This window comes from Corynebacterium sp. UMB9976 (assembly GCF_030212265.1).
Classification (GTDB): Bacteria; Actinomycetota; Actinomycetes; order Mycobacteriales; family Mycobacteriaceae; genus Corynebacterium.
The window spans coordinates 1-15,346 of the sequence record NZ_JASODY010000009.1 but is presented as its reverse complement, the minus strand read 5'-3'; the positions used below and the strand labels follow the sequence as shown (position 1 = coordinate 15,346).

Here is a 15,346-nt window from a genome sequence, read left to right as displayed (position 1 = left end):
ACATAGCCGCACCGTGAGAAACTATTCGCGAAAGTTTTTGCGACATCCCTAACGGTGCCGTGCACCAGCCAGAAAGATTGCGCAAACAAACAGGCACGCTTTCATTCCTACGTCGTCGGCGGTGTGCTCGACGATGCGGACTTTGTCGCCTACCCAGTCGACGTAGAGTTCTTGGCCTGGTTCATTCTCGATAATCGAGGTCATGCTGGTAGCACGGATTCAGTCACGTAAGTAATCACAGAACTAGGAATACTGATACTTCGATTCACCTCTGGCACACGGGGCAGCGACATAGTCCACCCACAGCATATGGCGTGTCAGGTGCTTGTTGTTCGCCAATTTCTTAGCAGGTTTTTCGAAGTCAGGGCGGTCATAACGCAAACGCCGACTCCCCATAAAATCGTCAAGGGCTTTCAAGTACTTCGCCAAGCTCTTCGCGTATCACCGAAGTGGGCCGGTACATCTGCGCCATCTCGCCAGCACGACTCGACCTTTCGAAACCGAAACGCGTTCTGTAGTAGGCCGCCAGGCCATCCTCTTGCACGTCCAAAACCAGAAATTTGGCCCCAGCGACTTCCGCAGCCTCGACATGCTTGGCGTAGACGCATGCCATGAGGATCTGGCCCAAAGTCTTGCCTTGGTACTCCTTGTCGAGCGCAAACTTACCCAACAGCTGGGCCGGGAGGGGTTGCTGCAGGTTATTCACCCATGCTTTGTTTACGTTGCTCGCTGCCCTATGCTTCTTGTCAACGTTGCTGGGAACGATCTGGTGGGCGCTCAGAGTAAAGAAGCCCAGTACGGTCTCTGCATCGTTAGCTGGCGACAGGACCCACACGGCACACATGTCCTCGTCCTGCCACTTCATCGCCTTCGTTACGAACCACCGATTCATGTCCTCATCGCGACCACAGTCGAAGAAGTTGACGTAGTGATCATCGTCCAGCCGACGAAGCTGCAACCCTTTGTCGGCAAGAAATGCCGTCAAGCGCTCGGTCATGAGACGAAACGGAAGGCACGTACAGCCTCCACAAAGGGCCGGTGCACCTGTGCCCCTGACTCGATGTCAGCTAGCTCAGCTGCCGAGGCACGCGAAATCATCGCGGGCGGGAGATCAAGCTTCTCGCCATCCTTAGGGTACCGGTCAACGAAGTACTCGATTACGGCATCACGCGACAGGTCGCCTCGCTTGGTGCCGCAGCGACGGGATTTCCAAGCCTCATCCCAGACAGATTCTTTGTGGGTCCGCTCAACGAGGTCCCAGCTCGAAGCACTCCCATAGGCAGACCAAACGGCATCCAGCACGGCCTTCTTGTAGGCGTCCAATTCTTCGCGCTCATCTTCGCGGGCTTCACGCTGATCTTCAATTTTTTTAAGGTCAACGCGCGGCTGCGTCGCGTGCGCGCTCAGAAGTTCGCCTACGACAGGCCCCTTAGGCATAGCGTAGAACGTCTCTCCAAACAGCGGCTCCCCGGTTAGATGGGCATACCAACCAAAAGCATAAAAGCAGAGCTTTTGCAGCTTGACCGTTTCTATCGAGCCTCCGCTACGCTCAATCAACTCACTTGCAACATCAAACACGCTAGTCATCGCGTTCACCTCCCTGAGATTCGGCACAGCCTAGTGTAGTACACTCGATTAACTTCCTGACGCCCCGAGGCCTAGTCCAAGCGCAGCGTCGGCACTTGGGAATTGCCGAACGCCTCCTAGCAAGGGGCTTCCAGAGTCCACTTTCGATTAAAGAAGCCGAGCGGAGCTACTCAAATCTACCCTAGCAGCATCGGTCATGGTTTTCGCCTACAGCGAGAACTGCCATCTCGGCCTCTACCAGGATACCGATGCGCCCCCGAAACCCCACGAACTCGGGTCAACTCAAGGCAAATGAGCGCAAAGACACTCACACCACTCCAGCCTCAGTCCAGGTTGAGCTACACGTTGAACTTGAACTCCACGGCATCTCGTTGCAAAGTTACTCCCTCTCGTTAACACCATCAAAAGGAGTGTTATCCAATGAAAGCGTTCGGCTTCTTAAGCTTCGGGCATTACGCCTTCGGCAGCTAGTGCGGGCCATCTGCGGAAAAGATCGCCAAGACTCGTCTGGAGATCACCCAGGCTGCGGACGAAATCGGCGTGAACAACGCGTCCTTCCGAGTTCACCACTTCGCGCTGCAGGCCTCCGCCCCGATGCCGCTGCTTGGTGCTGTCGCCGCCACCACCAAACACATCGAGGTGGGTACCGGCGTCATCGACATGCGCTACGAAAACCCGCTCTACCTCGCCGAAGAGTCCGCCTCCCTGTACCAGCTCTCCGGCGGCCGCGTGGCCTTGGGCGTCTCGCGCGGAGCCCCGGATGTGGCTGACCGCGGCTGGGAGGCCTTCGGCTACAAGGGCGAAGCGTCCAACGGTGCGGACGTGGCACGCGCCCACCTTGAGGCGTTCATGGCCGCGGTGGACGGCAACGGGTTCGCCACCGCCGCACCGCTGGACCGGCAGTACCCCAACATATTCCAACCCGGCTCCGCCCTGCCGGTCTTCCCCATGGCGCCCGAGCTGCGTAAGCACATTTTCTACGGCTCCGGCACCCACGCTTCTGCCGAGCAAACCGCCAAGGACGGACTCAACCTGACGTCCTCCACCCTGGCCTCCGAGACCACCGCCGAGCCCCTGGGCGAAATCCAGGCGGATCAGATCAGCCGCTACCGCGCCGCGTGGAAGAAGGCGGGCCACGATTGGACGCCGCGTGTGCCGGTGTCCCGCTCCACCTTCCCCATCGTCGACGGCGCGGACATGCAGTTGTTCGGCATGCAGGCCTCCGGCTCCGATCAGGTGGGCATGCTTCCCGACGTCGGCGCCTCCACCTTCGGCCGCACCTATGCCGCCGAGCCGGACAAACCCATTGAGCAGCTCAAAGCCGACGCCGCCGTCATGTCCACCGACACCCTGCTCATCACCATCCCCACCGGGATGGGCGTGGACGTCAACGTGAAAATCTTGGACAACTTCGCCACGCATGTCGCCCCCGCATTGGGTTGGCAGCCGAATCGCGAAGGCCCAGTTACCGGCTATCCCATCGAATAATTCCTGCAGGTCGCAAGCTCTTCGCTTCAATGTCAGTTCAGTGCATGTTGAATAGTTCAGCAGGTACTGTATAGTTCAGTACATGCTGACCATTGCTTCACGCCTCGACGTCATGAACCGGCTCGGCCGGGCCATGGCGGATCCGACGCGCTCCAGAATCCTAATCACCCTACTCGACGGCCCGAGCTACCCGGCCGTGCTTTCGCGCGACCTGGACCTGACCCGCTCGAACGTCTCGAACCACCTGACCTGCTTGCGTGACTGCGGCATCGTCGTCGCCGAGCCGGAGGGCCGCAAGACACGCTACGAAATCGCCGATCCGCACCTCGCGACAGCGCTCAACGCACTAGTGAACGCGACGTTGGCTGTCGACGAAAACGCCCCGTGCATCGCCCCTGAGTGCTCGGTGCCCGGCTGCGGCGTGAAAGGAGCGGACGCATGAGTTCAGCATGTGGATGCGAACACGAACCAGCCACGGAGATCGAAGATCTCGATCGGCCATGGTGGAAGGACCCCGAGTTGCTACTGCCGATCTTCTCCGGCGTAGCCCTCTGCATAGGTCTGGCGCTGGACTGGTCCGGGCTAGAGACACCCGCGACAGTTCTGTTCTGGATCGGCCTGCTGCTAGGGGCGTATACGTTCACGCCCGACGCTATCCGGAACCTTGTCACGAAGCGCAAGCTCGGCATTGGTTTGCTGATGACGATCAGCGCGGTCGGCGCGGTAATCCTCGGTTACGTCGGAGAGGCGGCGGCGCTAGCGTTCCTGTACTCGATCGCCGAGGCGCTTGAAGATAAGGCGATGGACCGGGCCCAGGGCGGACTGCGGGCACTGTTGAAATTGGTACCGCAGACCGCGACGGTGCTGCGCGACGGTACGACGGTCGAGGTCGCAGCGAAGGATCTCGTGGTTGGCGAGCTGATGCTCGTGCGCCCCGGAGAGCGGATCGCCACGGATGGCATCATTCGGTCTGGGCGCTCCAGCCTTGACACCTCAGCGATCACCGGAGAATCCATTCCGGAGGAGGTCGCACCCGGCGACGAGGTGGCCGCGGGAGCGATCAACTCCGCCGGTTCGCTGGAGGTCGAGACGACCGCAGCTGGAACGGACAACTCGCTGACCACACTCGTGGACCTGGTCGAGCAGGCGCAGGCGGAGAAGGGCGACCGCGCCCGGATCGCCGACCGGATTGCCCAACCCCTAGTGCCCGGGGTGATGATTTTGGCGGTGCTGGTCGGTGTGATTGGCTCGCTGCTGGGCGACCCCGAGACGTGGATCACCCGCGCGTTGGTGGTCCTGGTCGCAGCGTCGCCGTGCGCGCTGGCAATCTCCGTGCCGCTGACGGTCGTGGCCGCGATCGGCGCGGCCAGCCAGTTCGGAGTAGTCATCAAGTCCGGCGCGGCGTTCGAGCGACTCGGCGGCATCCGTCACCTAGCGGTGGACAAGACCGGAACCCTTACACGCAACCAGCCCGAGGTTACCGGAGTGGTCCCGGCAGACGGATTCGATCGGGCGCAGGTGCTTTCCTTCGCGGCGGCGGTTGAGCAGCAATCGACGCACCCCCTCGCCGCGGCGATCGTGGCAGCGGAGCCCGAAGCGCCCACCGCCTTGGATATCAGCGAGGAAGCCGGTCATGGCATCGGCGGCACCGTCGAAGGCCGACGGGTGCTGGTCGGCAGCCCCCGATGGATCGACGCCGGGCCACTGAAGGCGGACGTTGAGCGCATGGAGTCCGAAGGCCAGACCTGCGTCCTAGTCACCGTCGATGACGCTCTCGCCGGGGCGATCGGGGTGCGCGACGAGTTGCGGCCCGAGGTGCCCGATGCCGTGCAGTCCCTGCACGACAACGACGTGGAAGTGAGCATGCTCACCGGCGATAACACTCGCACCGCCCGGGCGCTGGCTGAAATCGCCGGAATCGACGACGTGCGCGCCGAGCTGCGACCGGAGGACAAGGCAAGCATCGTCGCCGAACTCTCCTCCAAGACGCCGACGGCGATGATCGGCGACGGCATCAACGACGCGCCGGCACTGGCGGGCGCAACGGTGGGCATTGCGATGGGAGCAACCGGCTCTGACGCCGCGATCGAGTCCGCTGACGTCGCCTTCACTGGCCACGACCTCCGGCTGATCCCGCAGGCGCTGCAGCACGCCCGCCGAGGCAGCAGGATCATCAACCAAAACATCGTGCTGTCTCTGGCCATCATCATCGTGTTGATGCCACTGGCGATCAGCGGTGTACTGGGCTTGGCCGCCGTCGTGTTGGTACACGAAGTCGCCGAAGTCATCGTGATCTTGAACGGCCTGCGGGCTGCACGAGCGAAACGCTGAGGCTGTGACCGGCAAGTCTTATAAGGGTTAAACCACGCGCCGAGCGCACACACGTTGGACCAGGCGAGTCATTCGAGTTCACCACCTGGTCCTTCTCGATGCGTGCAGGCACGGGAACTGTGGGGGAACCTAATAGTTCAACGGTTCGATACCGCTTGCAGATTCTTCACACGAGGTAGCGGAATGGACCGAGGCCGAACGAAAACCCGAGTTAGAGACAGCGCTCTTCAACCTACCCCCAATAACGCGAAACGTCATTAACGCCTCGCGTTACACGTTGAACTTGAACTCGACGGAGTGTCGTCGATAAATAACCATTTGATGCGCGCGTGCGGAATTAACAACGAAATACCGCTAAAACAGACAACATATGGGGTGCACAGAAACACATATAAGTTCTGCGGAAAACCTATAGGGTGCGTCGCTAAAAACCGCTGTGCGCGAAAAACATAAAGGGTTTACGGACCCGGTCCCAGACCCCTCAATACTCTGAGCCGGAAGAATGGAAAGTGGAAGGTTGATGTATCCCCACTATTTATTTTTTCCGTTTTTCGGAGTACATCGGGAGCTACAACTGCGGACCAGCTCTGTGTGAACTAGATGAGAAGGCGCAGCAGCGAATCATCGACGCTGGACAGTTGGTGCTGCGGGCACGCGAGCGGCACCCCCAGCGGTCACTCGCGGAGCACTACAACCCGTTATCGATGGACCCAATTCTGCTCAAGGCTCACAACAACTTGGACCGGGAAGTCGATAAGGCTTTCGATGTGGCACGCAAACTCACCAACGAGCGCCAGCGCCAGGAGCTACTGTTCGCCAGCTACGGGGAGTTGGCGAGGGGCTATGTCTCCTCGCTTTCATCAAAATCGAAACCACCAGCAGGGTCGTTCCCCGTGCGGGTGATTTTGATCGGTCCCGCTGCTGGGTGTAGAACCCTGTCGCTGGCAACGCCGGGAACTATGACTGTGCCCGACGAGAACACGTCACTGCCATAACGCGGCTCACGGTAGACGAACATGGGTCGTTCACTACTACTGGTGGATTTCGGTTTTGGTGGTGGGGGGATTACCGCCGCCGGCCTCGATTTTTCCGTTGAGGAGGTCGTTGACTACTTCCCGATGGTGAAATGGGCCGATGGTGAGGTAGAGAGGAACCAGTCACCTGGAAGAGATCGATCCAGTCGCTGGTGTGCAATCTGGGAGGTAGGGTCGCGGGGTCGATTCCTCGCGAGCGCAACCATGATTGTGTCTCTGAACGTGATGAAAACAACCCTGCCCTTCGGAGAATTTCCCCTATCCCGCGTCCCCGGGCAGTGAAAACGGTGTGCACCATCGCCTGAAAGGCTTTGCGCTGCTCTATCGGAATCTTCGGGTCACCCACCCGGCGGATCACTAAGATCCCCCCGTCAACGTTTGGCTGTGGCCGGAAAGCAGACCTTGGTACTCGGGAACCAAGGTGAAACGTGAACCATGGGGACCACTGAGCCGTCATCATCGTGCTTGCACCTACCCCGGCCCGGCGGCGAGCGACTTCCCACTGCATGAGGAGTACAGCGTCAGTCCATGCCGGCGCATGCAACAACTTTCGAAGAATGGCAGTGGTGAGGTGAAAGGGAATGTTTCCCACAATGACGCAGGGAGTGGCGGGTAACCGGAAGTTAAGGAAATCATCATGGACCACTTCGACCGCCGCCGAGGCGGTCTTTTTTGTGAGTTTGGCAGCTAGTTTTGCGTCTACCTCAACTGCCGTTATCGCCCTCCCCAAGTGGGCCATCGGGTGAGTGAGGGCACCGCTTCCTGGCCCGATCTCAATGATGGGGCCGGAGGTTTGTTTCACAAGATCGACGATGGAGTTGATGATCTTGTGGTCTGTGAGAAAATTTTGGCCATGCTCGTGACGGCCGTATCCGTATGCAGACATCAGGTGTGCTCCTTGGAGTTGAAACGGAGCCGGGCATGACAAATAGCCGCCCGGCTAAAGGACCGGAGCGGTTTCTAACCTGCGGGAGGGAGAAAACCGCCTTAGCGGCTGGTGAGCGGCCGCATGAAAACGGAACGTGAAATCAACATGGGCCTATCGTATCCAATTAATTTCGCAGGGTCCAATACGGTGAGAAAGAAGACAACCGCACCGCAACAGTGCAAGACCTCTCTGGATTGGAATTTGTCCTACCTTCGGCTCGTCGTACAGACGCCACTGGCGTATTTTGTCTCTGGGCAACGAGGGGGAGTTACCCCCACCTCCGGATGTTTTTAAGGTGCACCCCTTATTACGCTGTGGTGCGGGAGTAGTTTTGTCCGACTGATCGGACTACCCACCGACGTGGGGCGGGTAGTTCGAGGTCCCAGCAGATGATCGCGTCGATTTCGCCGCGTTCAAAGGATGCCACCATGGCGTCGTAGTCGGGGCGAGCCACATTCTTCTTTGACGCGGAAATGGACTGATCGGCGTAGTTATGTCCTATGTCCAACGTCCAAGCCACGCTGCTTTGCAATGGCTTCACAGTCCTGACGCTGCCGGTCGATGGTGAGGCCATCCACGTCAGCGTCTCGCGAGATACGAAGGTAAATAGGAGCGCGTGTTGCCAAACGCTTTTAATAAGGCCCTTAGCTAACATTGAACTTAAACTCGACCACGTTCCGTAGCCGAATAACCTTTGGAGCCGCGCCGTCAGTTAGCAGAGATGTGGCACCGCAGCGCCTAGGCAAGAGGAGGCAGATGAGTATCGACGATATCGCGGACCACGTCGATGTCGACGCCGAAATACTGGTGCACCAGGATGTTGCGGAAATCCCGAATCTGAGGCCAGACGATCTCAGGGTGCGCGCCGGTGATCTCATCGGGAAGATGGTTCACGGCTTCGCCGGACTGCGACTCACAGCGGCACCGCCTCGGCGAGCGTCGAAGCGGATACCGGGTGCCTGAGCAACTGGGCAGGAAACACATCGATGCCATCGCGCCCGAACAGAGCGCGACTCTCCTCGAGCAGACCAGACGCACGCATCAGGAGACGTCCCTCCGCAGGGTCCATCCCGACGAGGATGTCGATGTCCGATCCTGCAGACGCGGTGCCGCGCGCGACGGACCCGAACAACTTCGGGTTGGTCGCGCCGTACCGATCGATGAGCACCTGGAACTAGTCAAGACGCGCAACGAGAATCCCGCGTAGGGCAAGCGTCTCAGGCGTCATGACGGTCTCAGACATGCTTCCGGGGGAAACGGGCCCGGCAGCACGTCGACATGGAGCTTTGACATTGAAGCGGAACTCCACCGCGTTCTTAAGGGCCGACGACATTCTCCCGTCTCACCGCCGCACCAGGCGGCACTGACGCGCTGCCACCACTTACAGCCGGTCGTCTCGCCCGCCCGCCATGACGCACTCAACGAACGAGCGATAGAGCAGGCTTACACGCGTCTCGCACTAAACGACCGGGCAGCAGCGTCACGGAGGTTCCGAAGTAGCGGCTATCGCAGTGCACCTAAGGGTTTGGTGAGGGAACCAGCCATTCGGCAGCGGTACGGAACGTAGCCCTCAGTTGCGGGTGCTCCCGCACGATCTCTCGCTGCCGCTCCGCCGGCAACCCGAGCTCGTGCAAGACGTTGAGGATTACGACCGCGGTCGTCACCTCGACGACGGCGATCAGCTCCTCGATGGAATGGTTGGGCGTTCTGCCCTCGTGCGCGAGGTCATTGCGGGCGCGCGTCGTCCACTTCGCCCAATGGTCGACATCCGGTAAGAGCTGTGCGATCGCTTCCTGATCGGGTCGCGCGGCGAGGGCATGGAGCCGATCACGGAGGGTCGGGTCGTTGCGGATCGCCCCCTTGAACCTGTTTCGGTGCTCATCGGGAACCTGCGCCAGCATCGCCTCTCGCATCGCCCTGAACTCCGCGTTGGGGAACGGTTTCTCGTCGATGCGGAGGTTGCGGTGCAACACCTCGGCAGCATCGACTGCCGTCAGAAGATTGTTCTCAACAAAACGGGCCGGTGCGTAGCGCAAGCCCAAGATCATGTTTGTCGCTGCCTCCAGGCGGCCATGGGCCTCGCACCATCGGGGCATGACCTCCTCAAATGGGATCGAGCCGCAGGTGAAGAACATTCGGTGGTGATCGACGACTTTCGCGTCGTGTTTTCCAAGCGCGGCCGGTGAGTAGAGCACATCGGCACGTCGGCGCGGCAGCGGGCGGCCATCAGGGAAGTGCGACTCGGTCCCGGCAACTTCCAGTCGGAGCCAGATCACTCCGGCCGCGCGATGCGTCGCCAGGGAGATCAGGTCCTGCACCAGGCTCGCCTCCTGCAGAGCAACACTCAGAGAGAATGGTTCGGCTGGCACGACGCAGATGGACACCGTGTCCCGCATACGTCCGACGCTTCCTCCCTTGCGCTGGTCGAAGAATGGAAGCGTGTGCGTGTGCTGAAGGCGATACTCAGTGTCGTCGACCACGACCGATTGCGCCTCGACCGGCTTCACCGAGATACGCCCGGTCCCATCGATCTTGCCGTCGGGAGCCCCGAGGGATCCTTCGAACACAGAAGACGCCGCCCAGAGACTCAGATCCTCGACTGAGACTTCTGCCCTAGCGAACGCCGGATCCGCGTCACCGCTGACATGCGCGCCGATGATGGCGACCGTCGCGGTCACGGTCTGCTTATCAGGGCTCGCCACTCGCGCACCCATGGTCCTTCTGGTGCTCCTAGGAACACAGCCAAGCAGTGTGATCTCCCTGAGCTCGGCCACACCGTGCATGACTTCCCAGGTGCGGGTTCCTTCGTGAACAGCAGTCCATCCAGACGAGTCCGTCGTCAAGATCCGATCCTCGAAGGTGCCGATCAGCGACAGAGAGAGACCATCTTCCGGGTCGTACCGTAGGACACCCGGGACCTTCTCGCTAGGGGCTTCCGGCAGCCACCACACGCCAGCCCACTCGCCGGCCTTGTCGAGGTTGAGAGGATCATTAGGCATCGTACTCCCGGTCCCGGGCTCCTTCCTGTCTTGCGGCCAGATGTCAGGTCGAAAATCTTTACTCCACCACATGCCCCCCACGTAGGACAATCTACAGCGAGATCATGGTCAACTGAGATCGGATGCGGCGACTGGCACACAATCGCAGTTCGACGCGACGGCACAGCCCTCGCAACTGGCAACAATCAGCGAGGGCAGACCGACGTCGCCCGGTGGACACACGTGTCCGGGGTCTCTGCCGGCTACCTGCACACCGTCGGCTTACACGAAGACGGCACCGTCGTCGCCGTCAGCGACGACAGCAGAGGCCAGTGCGAGGTGTCATCGTGGAGAAGCATCACCTCAGTGGCGGCCGGCTCCGTCCATACGCTCGCGCTGAGCCAGACCGGAAGGGTCTTCGGAACGGGCGACAACCAGTTCGGCCAGTGCGATGTCCAGTCATGGACCGGCATCACAGCGATCGCAGCCGGAGCGAGACACTCGCTCGGGCTGCGCGCCGACGGAACAGTCGTGGCTGCGGGCGACCACACCGAGCAGCAATGCAATGTCAACGCCTGGGCCGCTCGACCACAGATGAACTGAAGTCCAGCGTGCCCGATAATCGGCCGTCGATCACACGTTGAATCTAAACTCCACCGAGTTCCGGCACATAGGTACATCTGAACACGGGGTTCACGTGCTCCCCCTCCCCACGGTCAGTGCTCGCTACTGATCAGGGGACACAGGCTCACCCTCGACGTGGGTCAGCCTGCAGGACGCCACGAAGGAGGTACCGCGCCATCACGCCGGCAGGGAACCCGGCTGAGACGCCACATACTAGGGATCTGAAGAGGGCTCAACCATGCCAGCGGTCGGCCCCTATTCCTTCGCGAGCACGGCGTTATCCGTCAGGCAGAAGTCATCGTTGATCTTGATGACCAGCGCAACGAGTAGGCGGAGCGCTGTTAGATACGTGTGGCGGTGAACGCGGTCGTCGTCACCGTCTCCCTGTGATCCATGGAGGTAGCGGTTGCGCAGGCTAGGTCCGTTGCTGAACTCCTTATCGTTAAGGAAGTAGTTGAAGTAGCTGACCTCCGCGGCGCTGAGCAGCGTTGATCGATGCACCAGCCATCCGGCGCTCACCATCTCGTCAATGGCTTTCTGGCCGGCCGCCGAATGATGGAGACAGCTCGTCACCTCGTACTCCCAGAGTTCCTTGAGCACATGCAATTGTGGCGCGCTTGCAAACGCAATTCGGTCACGATCTCCGGTCAGGATGCCCTTCTCGACCAGGAAGTCGATGTTGCGCTGTTGGTACTCGTGGAACTGGTCGTAGGCGATGTCATTGGCGATGACCAAGTGGAGGAAGCTCTCTGCCTCCAGATCGCTGCTGATGTGCACCAATCCGGATTGGTCCGAGAAGAGCAGGTGCTGAATTCCTTGGATGTCCGCGTTGTTGGCAACGTAGGCGTACTTATCCACAACCTGACTCGGGATGTCGCCGTAGGAAAGCTGCTCCGATGTGATTGTCAGCAGCTCCGGGTCAACCTCGCCGTAGTCGACATGCAGCGTGAACTGCTTGAGGAGGCTCTCCATCTCTGAGAACAGATGGCGGCTCTTCTCAAGGTAGGTAGCGGTCGGGCTGGAGGCGCGGTACTTCAGCCCCTTGGCACCGAACTCCTGCTCAAGGTAGTCCGTGAAGAACCAAGCGATGACCGACTCGAGCTCTATACCTTCGGAGCTGAGGAAGCGCTCGTACATCAAGGTCTGGAGCAAGGACGCCTGATCCTTGAGCCTGAACACCGCCCCCGTCCGGTAGTCGCCCTTGCCCGGCGTACCCATGAACCGCTCGAAGACGCCAAGTTGCGCTCCGTAGGAAGGGAGTTCCAGGAGCATATGGTCGTTGGCGAACTGGAACAGGTGAACAAAGTTATTCAGAATAGTCGGGTAGTCGAGGTTCTCCGTGAGCCAGGTTCGACTGTAGGAGTACTTGCCAACCATGCCGTCCAAAGACTGGACGACCTCTTCGACCTGATCGGCCGAGATGCCCACTTCGCAGCCGGTCTTGATCCCCTCCGTGGACTCGAACATCTTCTTCGTGAGCGCATCTGCCTTGCGACGAGCCTTTAGCTTCAGTCGTGCATCGACGCCGGTGTTCTTGTCAGCTCGTGCGGATGCGATCAGCTTGACGAAGTTGAGGTTGGGCTCTTCCTCATCGAGGTAGCGGTCAAACAGACCACGCTGATCCGCGGGAGTGAAGCTCTTCGGAAGATGGATTGGATCCCGCCCCTCGGACTGGAGGAACTTCCGCGCAAGCAGCTCAGCATTGCGCGGCTCATCGAGTAGCAGGGCCCGAATCTCCTGGTCGTAGGCACGCACGAGTGCCTGGCATGAGAGCAGATCGTGCGGGTGGAAACTCTGCTCTTGAAGTGCAGCAAGCACGATCGAGTCAGTGCAGCGCTCGAAGACCTTGTTTTTTCCGAGAAGATCGAGGACGTCTGTGCGGTACTGAAAGTCAACGTCCTGAACGAGCGTTGAGAAGGTGGCGTCCGTCACTTTGCCGAAAAACCTGCCGATGACTTCCCGGATCTCGGGGACGTGCGCCAGAGGCGCGTCTCGCTCTGCTTCGGCCAGGTCCTTCGGGAGAACTTTGTGTTCTAGGAACAACGCGAGATGATGCAACTCAACGATGTCGTTTATGCCCTGATCGCCACGAGTAGCATCGAATTCACGGACGAGCTCTAGGAGGCGGTCGGCCTGCCAGAAGGTTCCGTAGTCGCTGAGGCCGAAGAACTTCAGTCTCTTCTCTGGTCCGCTTTCCGACACTCGAATCTCCCTCCCGGTAGGCGTCACTCTATACAGTTCGGGGGCGCCTAGTGGCACGAATTTGAAGTTGTTGTCTGATCGTGCAGCAGTCCCCTTGGCGGAGCCGTCGTCCACGTCGATCGTCGCGTCGGCTCCTCGTTCTGTCGTGGAAGCGAGCCGAACTAGCGGCGCATCACCCCGAGGCGGACACGACCTACGTCTTCATGGGCATAGTCCCGCGCCCCATCGGACTCCTCCCCACCGCGGAGCGGCGCACGACGGACGAACGGACCGCGCTTCAACCTACTCCCCCAATAACGCGAAGCGTCATTAACGACCGGCGTTAGACGTTGAACTTGAAGTCCACGACGTGTCGGCGCAAAGAAACCTTCCCGCTAAAGACAGCAAGTAAATCCAGAGAAGTACCGCAGGATGCGGTCATGGCGCTATCGCTCCCGGAACATCTAGCAACTCGGGAAGCAGTAGGGCACGGGAAGATGCGCGTCAAATGTACACCGCCCACCAGGTCGAGTTGGGCACCAAGGTGCGCAAGCTGCTGGCGGACAAAGGCTACGTCTCCGTCGCCGTCCCCGGCTTCGAGGCCACCTCCATCGTGGTCATGTACGCCACCGCCCCGGAGCAGGCCAACGGATCCGCGTTCAAGCAGGCCGGCGTCCAGATCGCCAGCGGTGTTCCGCTGCAGGTCGGCGAGCCGGAGGGCTTTTCCACCTTCCGCATCGGTCTGTTCGGCTTGGACAAGTGGGGCGATGTCGACGGCACCGTCGCGCGGTTCGCCGAGGCGCTGGACAAGGTTGTCTCTGCCTAGCCGAAGGTCAACGAATACAGTTTCACGCCTGCCGTGGGCCGGATGCGCAGCACTCCCTCGGTGGGCGTGTCGCCTTTCGCAAGGTCGAGGGTTCCATCTGTGACCGGGAACGACTTTGTCGCACCGTCCGGATACTCGACTTCGATCTCTCCTTCACCCGAAACCACGAGCTGGACCCACTTGGCGAAGACGTTGATGTCCAGGTGTCCTCCACTGGTGGTCTGCACTGATTCCTCCTCGAGAATCCACGTCCCGTTCAGAGTGAACATGCCGCGCTCTGGGGCGGGCGGTTCACCGAAGTCGTGCTCGCCGTCGGTGTAACCGGGTTACTTGGTGTACTCGGCGCGCGCAGTGCCGAGATACGTTTCCGGGTTGCGGCCCTTTGTACCGCCTGCTGCTTCGCCGCCTTCGACCGGTTCGGGGAGGTTGACTTCGGTGTTGGCGTCGACAAGCAATTCACGCACGAGCTTTTCTGTCTCGGCGTAGCTTCCCTCCCCTTCCACGATCTGCCGGACGTTGCCGTGCTTGTCCACCAGGTAGCGGGCTGGCCAGTAGCGGTTGTTGAAATTCCTCCACGTAGCAAAGTCATGAGGGCCAGTCATCAGATGGACTAATCAATGTTGACGAACGGTTGAAGAAGTTGAAGGCGGGTTCGCTGACGATGATGCGCACGGACGATTTGACACCTACGGATGAATTGTTAGGAGTAATTGGTGTTGATTAAGCATGTTGCAACCCGTGCTTACAGCATGGTTTGTTCGACGTATCCTGGCAAAGATTGGGACGTAGAGGTATGTGTACACCCAGACGGAACCGTTGCAGTGTTTCCAGGGGAGAACGCAGATGATGGGGATAGCGCCGCGCTGGGAGGGTGTCAGGAAGTTTGTGTGTGAGGCTCTGATTGAGAGGGAGTTTCACCGATAATGACTACTGTGTCACCGAAGAAAGGCCATGACCCGGCGAGGGTCAACGAGATCAGCGAGAAGCTGATGGAAAATCCTGAGCTGGCTAGCCTGATCAGCGAGCTGTCGACCTCCGCTGATGATGCCAGCGAGCTGGTCAAAGGCCTGCTGCAGGCATCAATCAACGCTGGTCTGCAGGCGGAGATGGATGCGCATTTGGGCTATAGCCACTCCGACCGCAAGTCCAAAGCCCAGGTTGAACCCGTGCACGGCGGCAATCACCGCAACGGGTCGTACACCAAGACCGTCAATTCTGGCTACGGCGCGGTGGAAGTGACCGTGCCCAGGGATCGTGCCGGCACGTTTACTCCGAAGATGGTGCCCAAGGGCGCACGTCGGCTCACAGAGCTCGACGACATGATCGTCTCGCTATACGCCGGTGGGATGACAGTGCGCGATATTCAGCA

The 15,346-nt window shown here is 60.0% G+C and carries 14 protein-coding genes and 3 pseudogenes; 8 read left to right on the top strand and 9 right to left on the bottom strand.

What is annotated here, in order from left to right; translation table 11 throughout:
* Positions 1–403: 403 nt before the first annotated feature.
* The gene (locus QP140_RS05725) at positions 404–997 is read right to left on the bottom strand and encodes a GNAT family N-acetyltransferase (RefSeq protein ID WP_284758630.1); all 594 of its coding nucleotides are present in this window, start codon (positions 995–997) and stop codon (positions 404–406) included.
* Positions 994–1,587 (bottom strand): Panacea domain-containing protein, encoded by a 594-nt coding sequence (locus tag QP140_RS05720; RefSeq protein WP_284758629.1) that lies wholly within the window; start codon positions 1,585–1,587, stop codon positions 994–996. Before QP140_RS05720 ends, QP140_RS05725 begins: the two co-directional genes overlap by 4 nt.
* A gap of 420 nt (positions 1,588–2,007) precedes the next feature.
* Between QP140_RS05720 and QP140_RS05715 the strand changes: the two are divergent.
* The 4 genes and pseudogenes from QP140_RS05715 (at position 2,008) to QP140_RS10375 (ending at position 6,401) form a co-directional block, all read left to right on the top strand.
* Positions 2,008–3,075 (top strand): annotated as a pseudogene (locus tag QP140_RS05715) (LLM class flavin-dependent oxidoreductase).
* An 82-nt stretch (positions 3,076–3,157) separates the two neighbouring features.
* The gene (gene cmtR, locus QP140_RS05710) at positions 3,158–3,517 is read left to right on the top strand and encodes a Cd(II)/Pb(II)-sensing metalloregulatory transcriptional regulator CmtR (RefSeq protein WP_284758628.1); all 360 of its coding nucleotides are present in this window, start codon (positions 3,158–3,160) and stop codon (positions 3,515–3,517) included.
* On the top strand, positions 3,514–5,406 hold the full coding sequence (locus QP140_RS05705) for a heavy metal translocating P-type ATPase (protein WP_284758627.1): 1,893 nt from the start codon (positions 3,514–3,516) through the stop codon (positions 5,404–5,406). Before cmtR ends, QP140_RS05705 begins: the two co-directional genes overlap by 4 nt.
* Positions 5,407–5,930: 524 nt before the next feature.
* Positions 5,931–6,401 carry a type IIL restriction-modification enzyme MmeI gene (locus QP140_RS10375; RefSeq protein WP_425304311.1) on the top strand — a complete coding sequence of 157 codons (471 nt, stop codon included), beginning with the start codon at positions 5,931–5,933 and terminating at the stop codon, positions 6,399–6,401.
* Positions 6,402–6,471: 70 nt separating this feature from the next.
* Here the strand turns inward: QP140_RS10375 and erm are convergent, their stop codons facing one another.
* From erm to QP140_RS05680, 4 genes are all read right to left on the bottom strand, one after another.
* Positions 6,472–7,326 (bottom strand): 23S ribosomal RNA methyltransferase Erm, encoded by an 855-nt coding sequence (gene erm / locus QP140_RS05700; RefSeq protein ID WP_070517629.1) that lies wholly within the window; start codon positions 7,324–7,326, stop codon positions 6,472–6,474.
* A gap of 780 nt (positions 7,327–8,106) precedes the next feature.
* Positions 8,107–8,352 carry a HepT-like ribonuclease domain-containing protein gene (locus QP140_RS05690; RefSeq protein ID WP_284758626.1) on the bottom strand — a complete coding sequence of 82 codons (246 nt, stop codon included), beginning with the start codon at positions 8,350–8,352 and terminating at the stop codon, positions 8,107–8,109.
* Entirely contained in the window at positions 8,282–8,536 is a 255-nt protein-coding gene (locus QP140_RS05685) for a nucleotidyltransferase family protein (protein ID WP_232745419.1), read from the bottom strand. The genes QP140_RS05690 and QP140_RS05685 overlap by 71 nt, the downstream gene beginning before the upstream one ends.
* A 349-nt stretch (positions 8,537–8,885) precedes the next feature.
* Positions 8,886–10,367, bottom strand: coding sequence for a HEPN domain-containing protein (locus QP140_RS05680; RefSeq protein WP_070512995.1), 1,482 nt, complete (start codon positions 10,365–10,367; stop codon positions 8,886–8,888).
* 30 nt (positions 10,368–10,397) lie between these two features.
* Between QP140_RS05680 and QP140_RS05675 the strand changes: the two are divergent.
* Positions 10,398–10,553 (top strand): annotated as a pseudogene (locus QP140_RS05675) (RCC1-like domain-containing protein); the annotation flags it as partial.
* Positions 10,554–10,589: 36 nt separating this feature from the next.
* Positions 10,590–10,949 carry a hypothetical protein gene (locus tag QP140_RS05670; protein WP_246821256.1) on the top strand — a complete coding sequence of 120 codons (360 nt, stop codon included), beginning with the start codon at positions 10,590–10,592 and terminating at the stop codon, positions 10,947–10,949.
* A 276-nt stretch (positions 10,950–11,225) separates the two neighbouring features.
* Here QP140_RS05670 and QP140_RS05665 read toward each other — a convergent pair whose 3' ends face one another.
* Positions 11,226–13,286, bottom strand: a complete 2,061-nt coding sequence (locus QP140_RS05665) for a hypothetical protein (RefSeq protein ID WP_246821250.1) — start codon at positions 13,284–13,286, stop codon at positions 11,226–11,228.
* A gap of 373 nt (positions 13,287–13,659) precedes the next feature.
* Between QP140_RS05665 and QP140_RS05660 the strand changes: the two genes are divergently transcribed.
* On the top strand, positions 13,660–13,977 hold the full coding sequence (locus tag QP140_RS05660) for a hypothetical protein (protein WP_070759609.1): 318 nt from the start codon (positions 13,660–13,662) through the stop codon (positions 13,975–13,977).
* Here the strand turns inward: QP140_RS05660 and QP140_RS05655 are convergent.
* Both QP140_RS05655 and QP140_RS05650 read right to left on the bottom strand, forming a co-directional pair.
* A pseudogene (locus tag QP140_RS05655) lies at positions 13,974–14,285 on the bottom strand (cytochrome c biogenesis protein DipZ); the annotation flags it as partial. The gene QP140_RS05660 and the pseudogene QP140_RS05655 overlap by 4 nt on opposite strands.
* Positions 14,286–14,303: 18 nt before the next feature.
* A complete protein-coding gene (locus tag QP140_RS05650) occupies positions 14,304–14,579 on the bottom strand; it encodes a hypothetical protein (RefSeq protein ID WP_141759459.1) in 276 nt (91 codons plus the stop codon).
* Between the two features lie 321 nt (positions 14,580–14,900).
* On the opposite strand from QP140_RS05650, the gene QP140_RS05645 reads away from it, so the two are divergent.
* A partial coding sequence (locus QP140_RS05645; protein WP_284758625.1) for a transposase occupies positions 14,901–15,346 on the top strand: 446 nt, incomplete at its 3' end.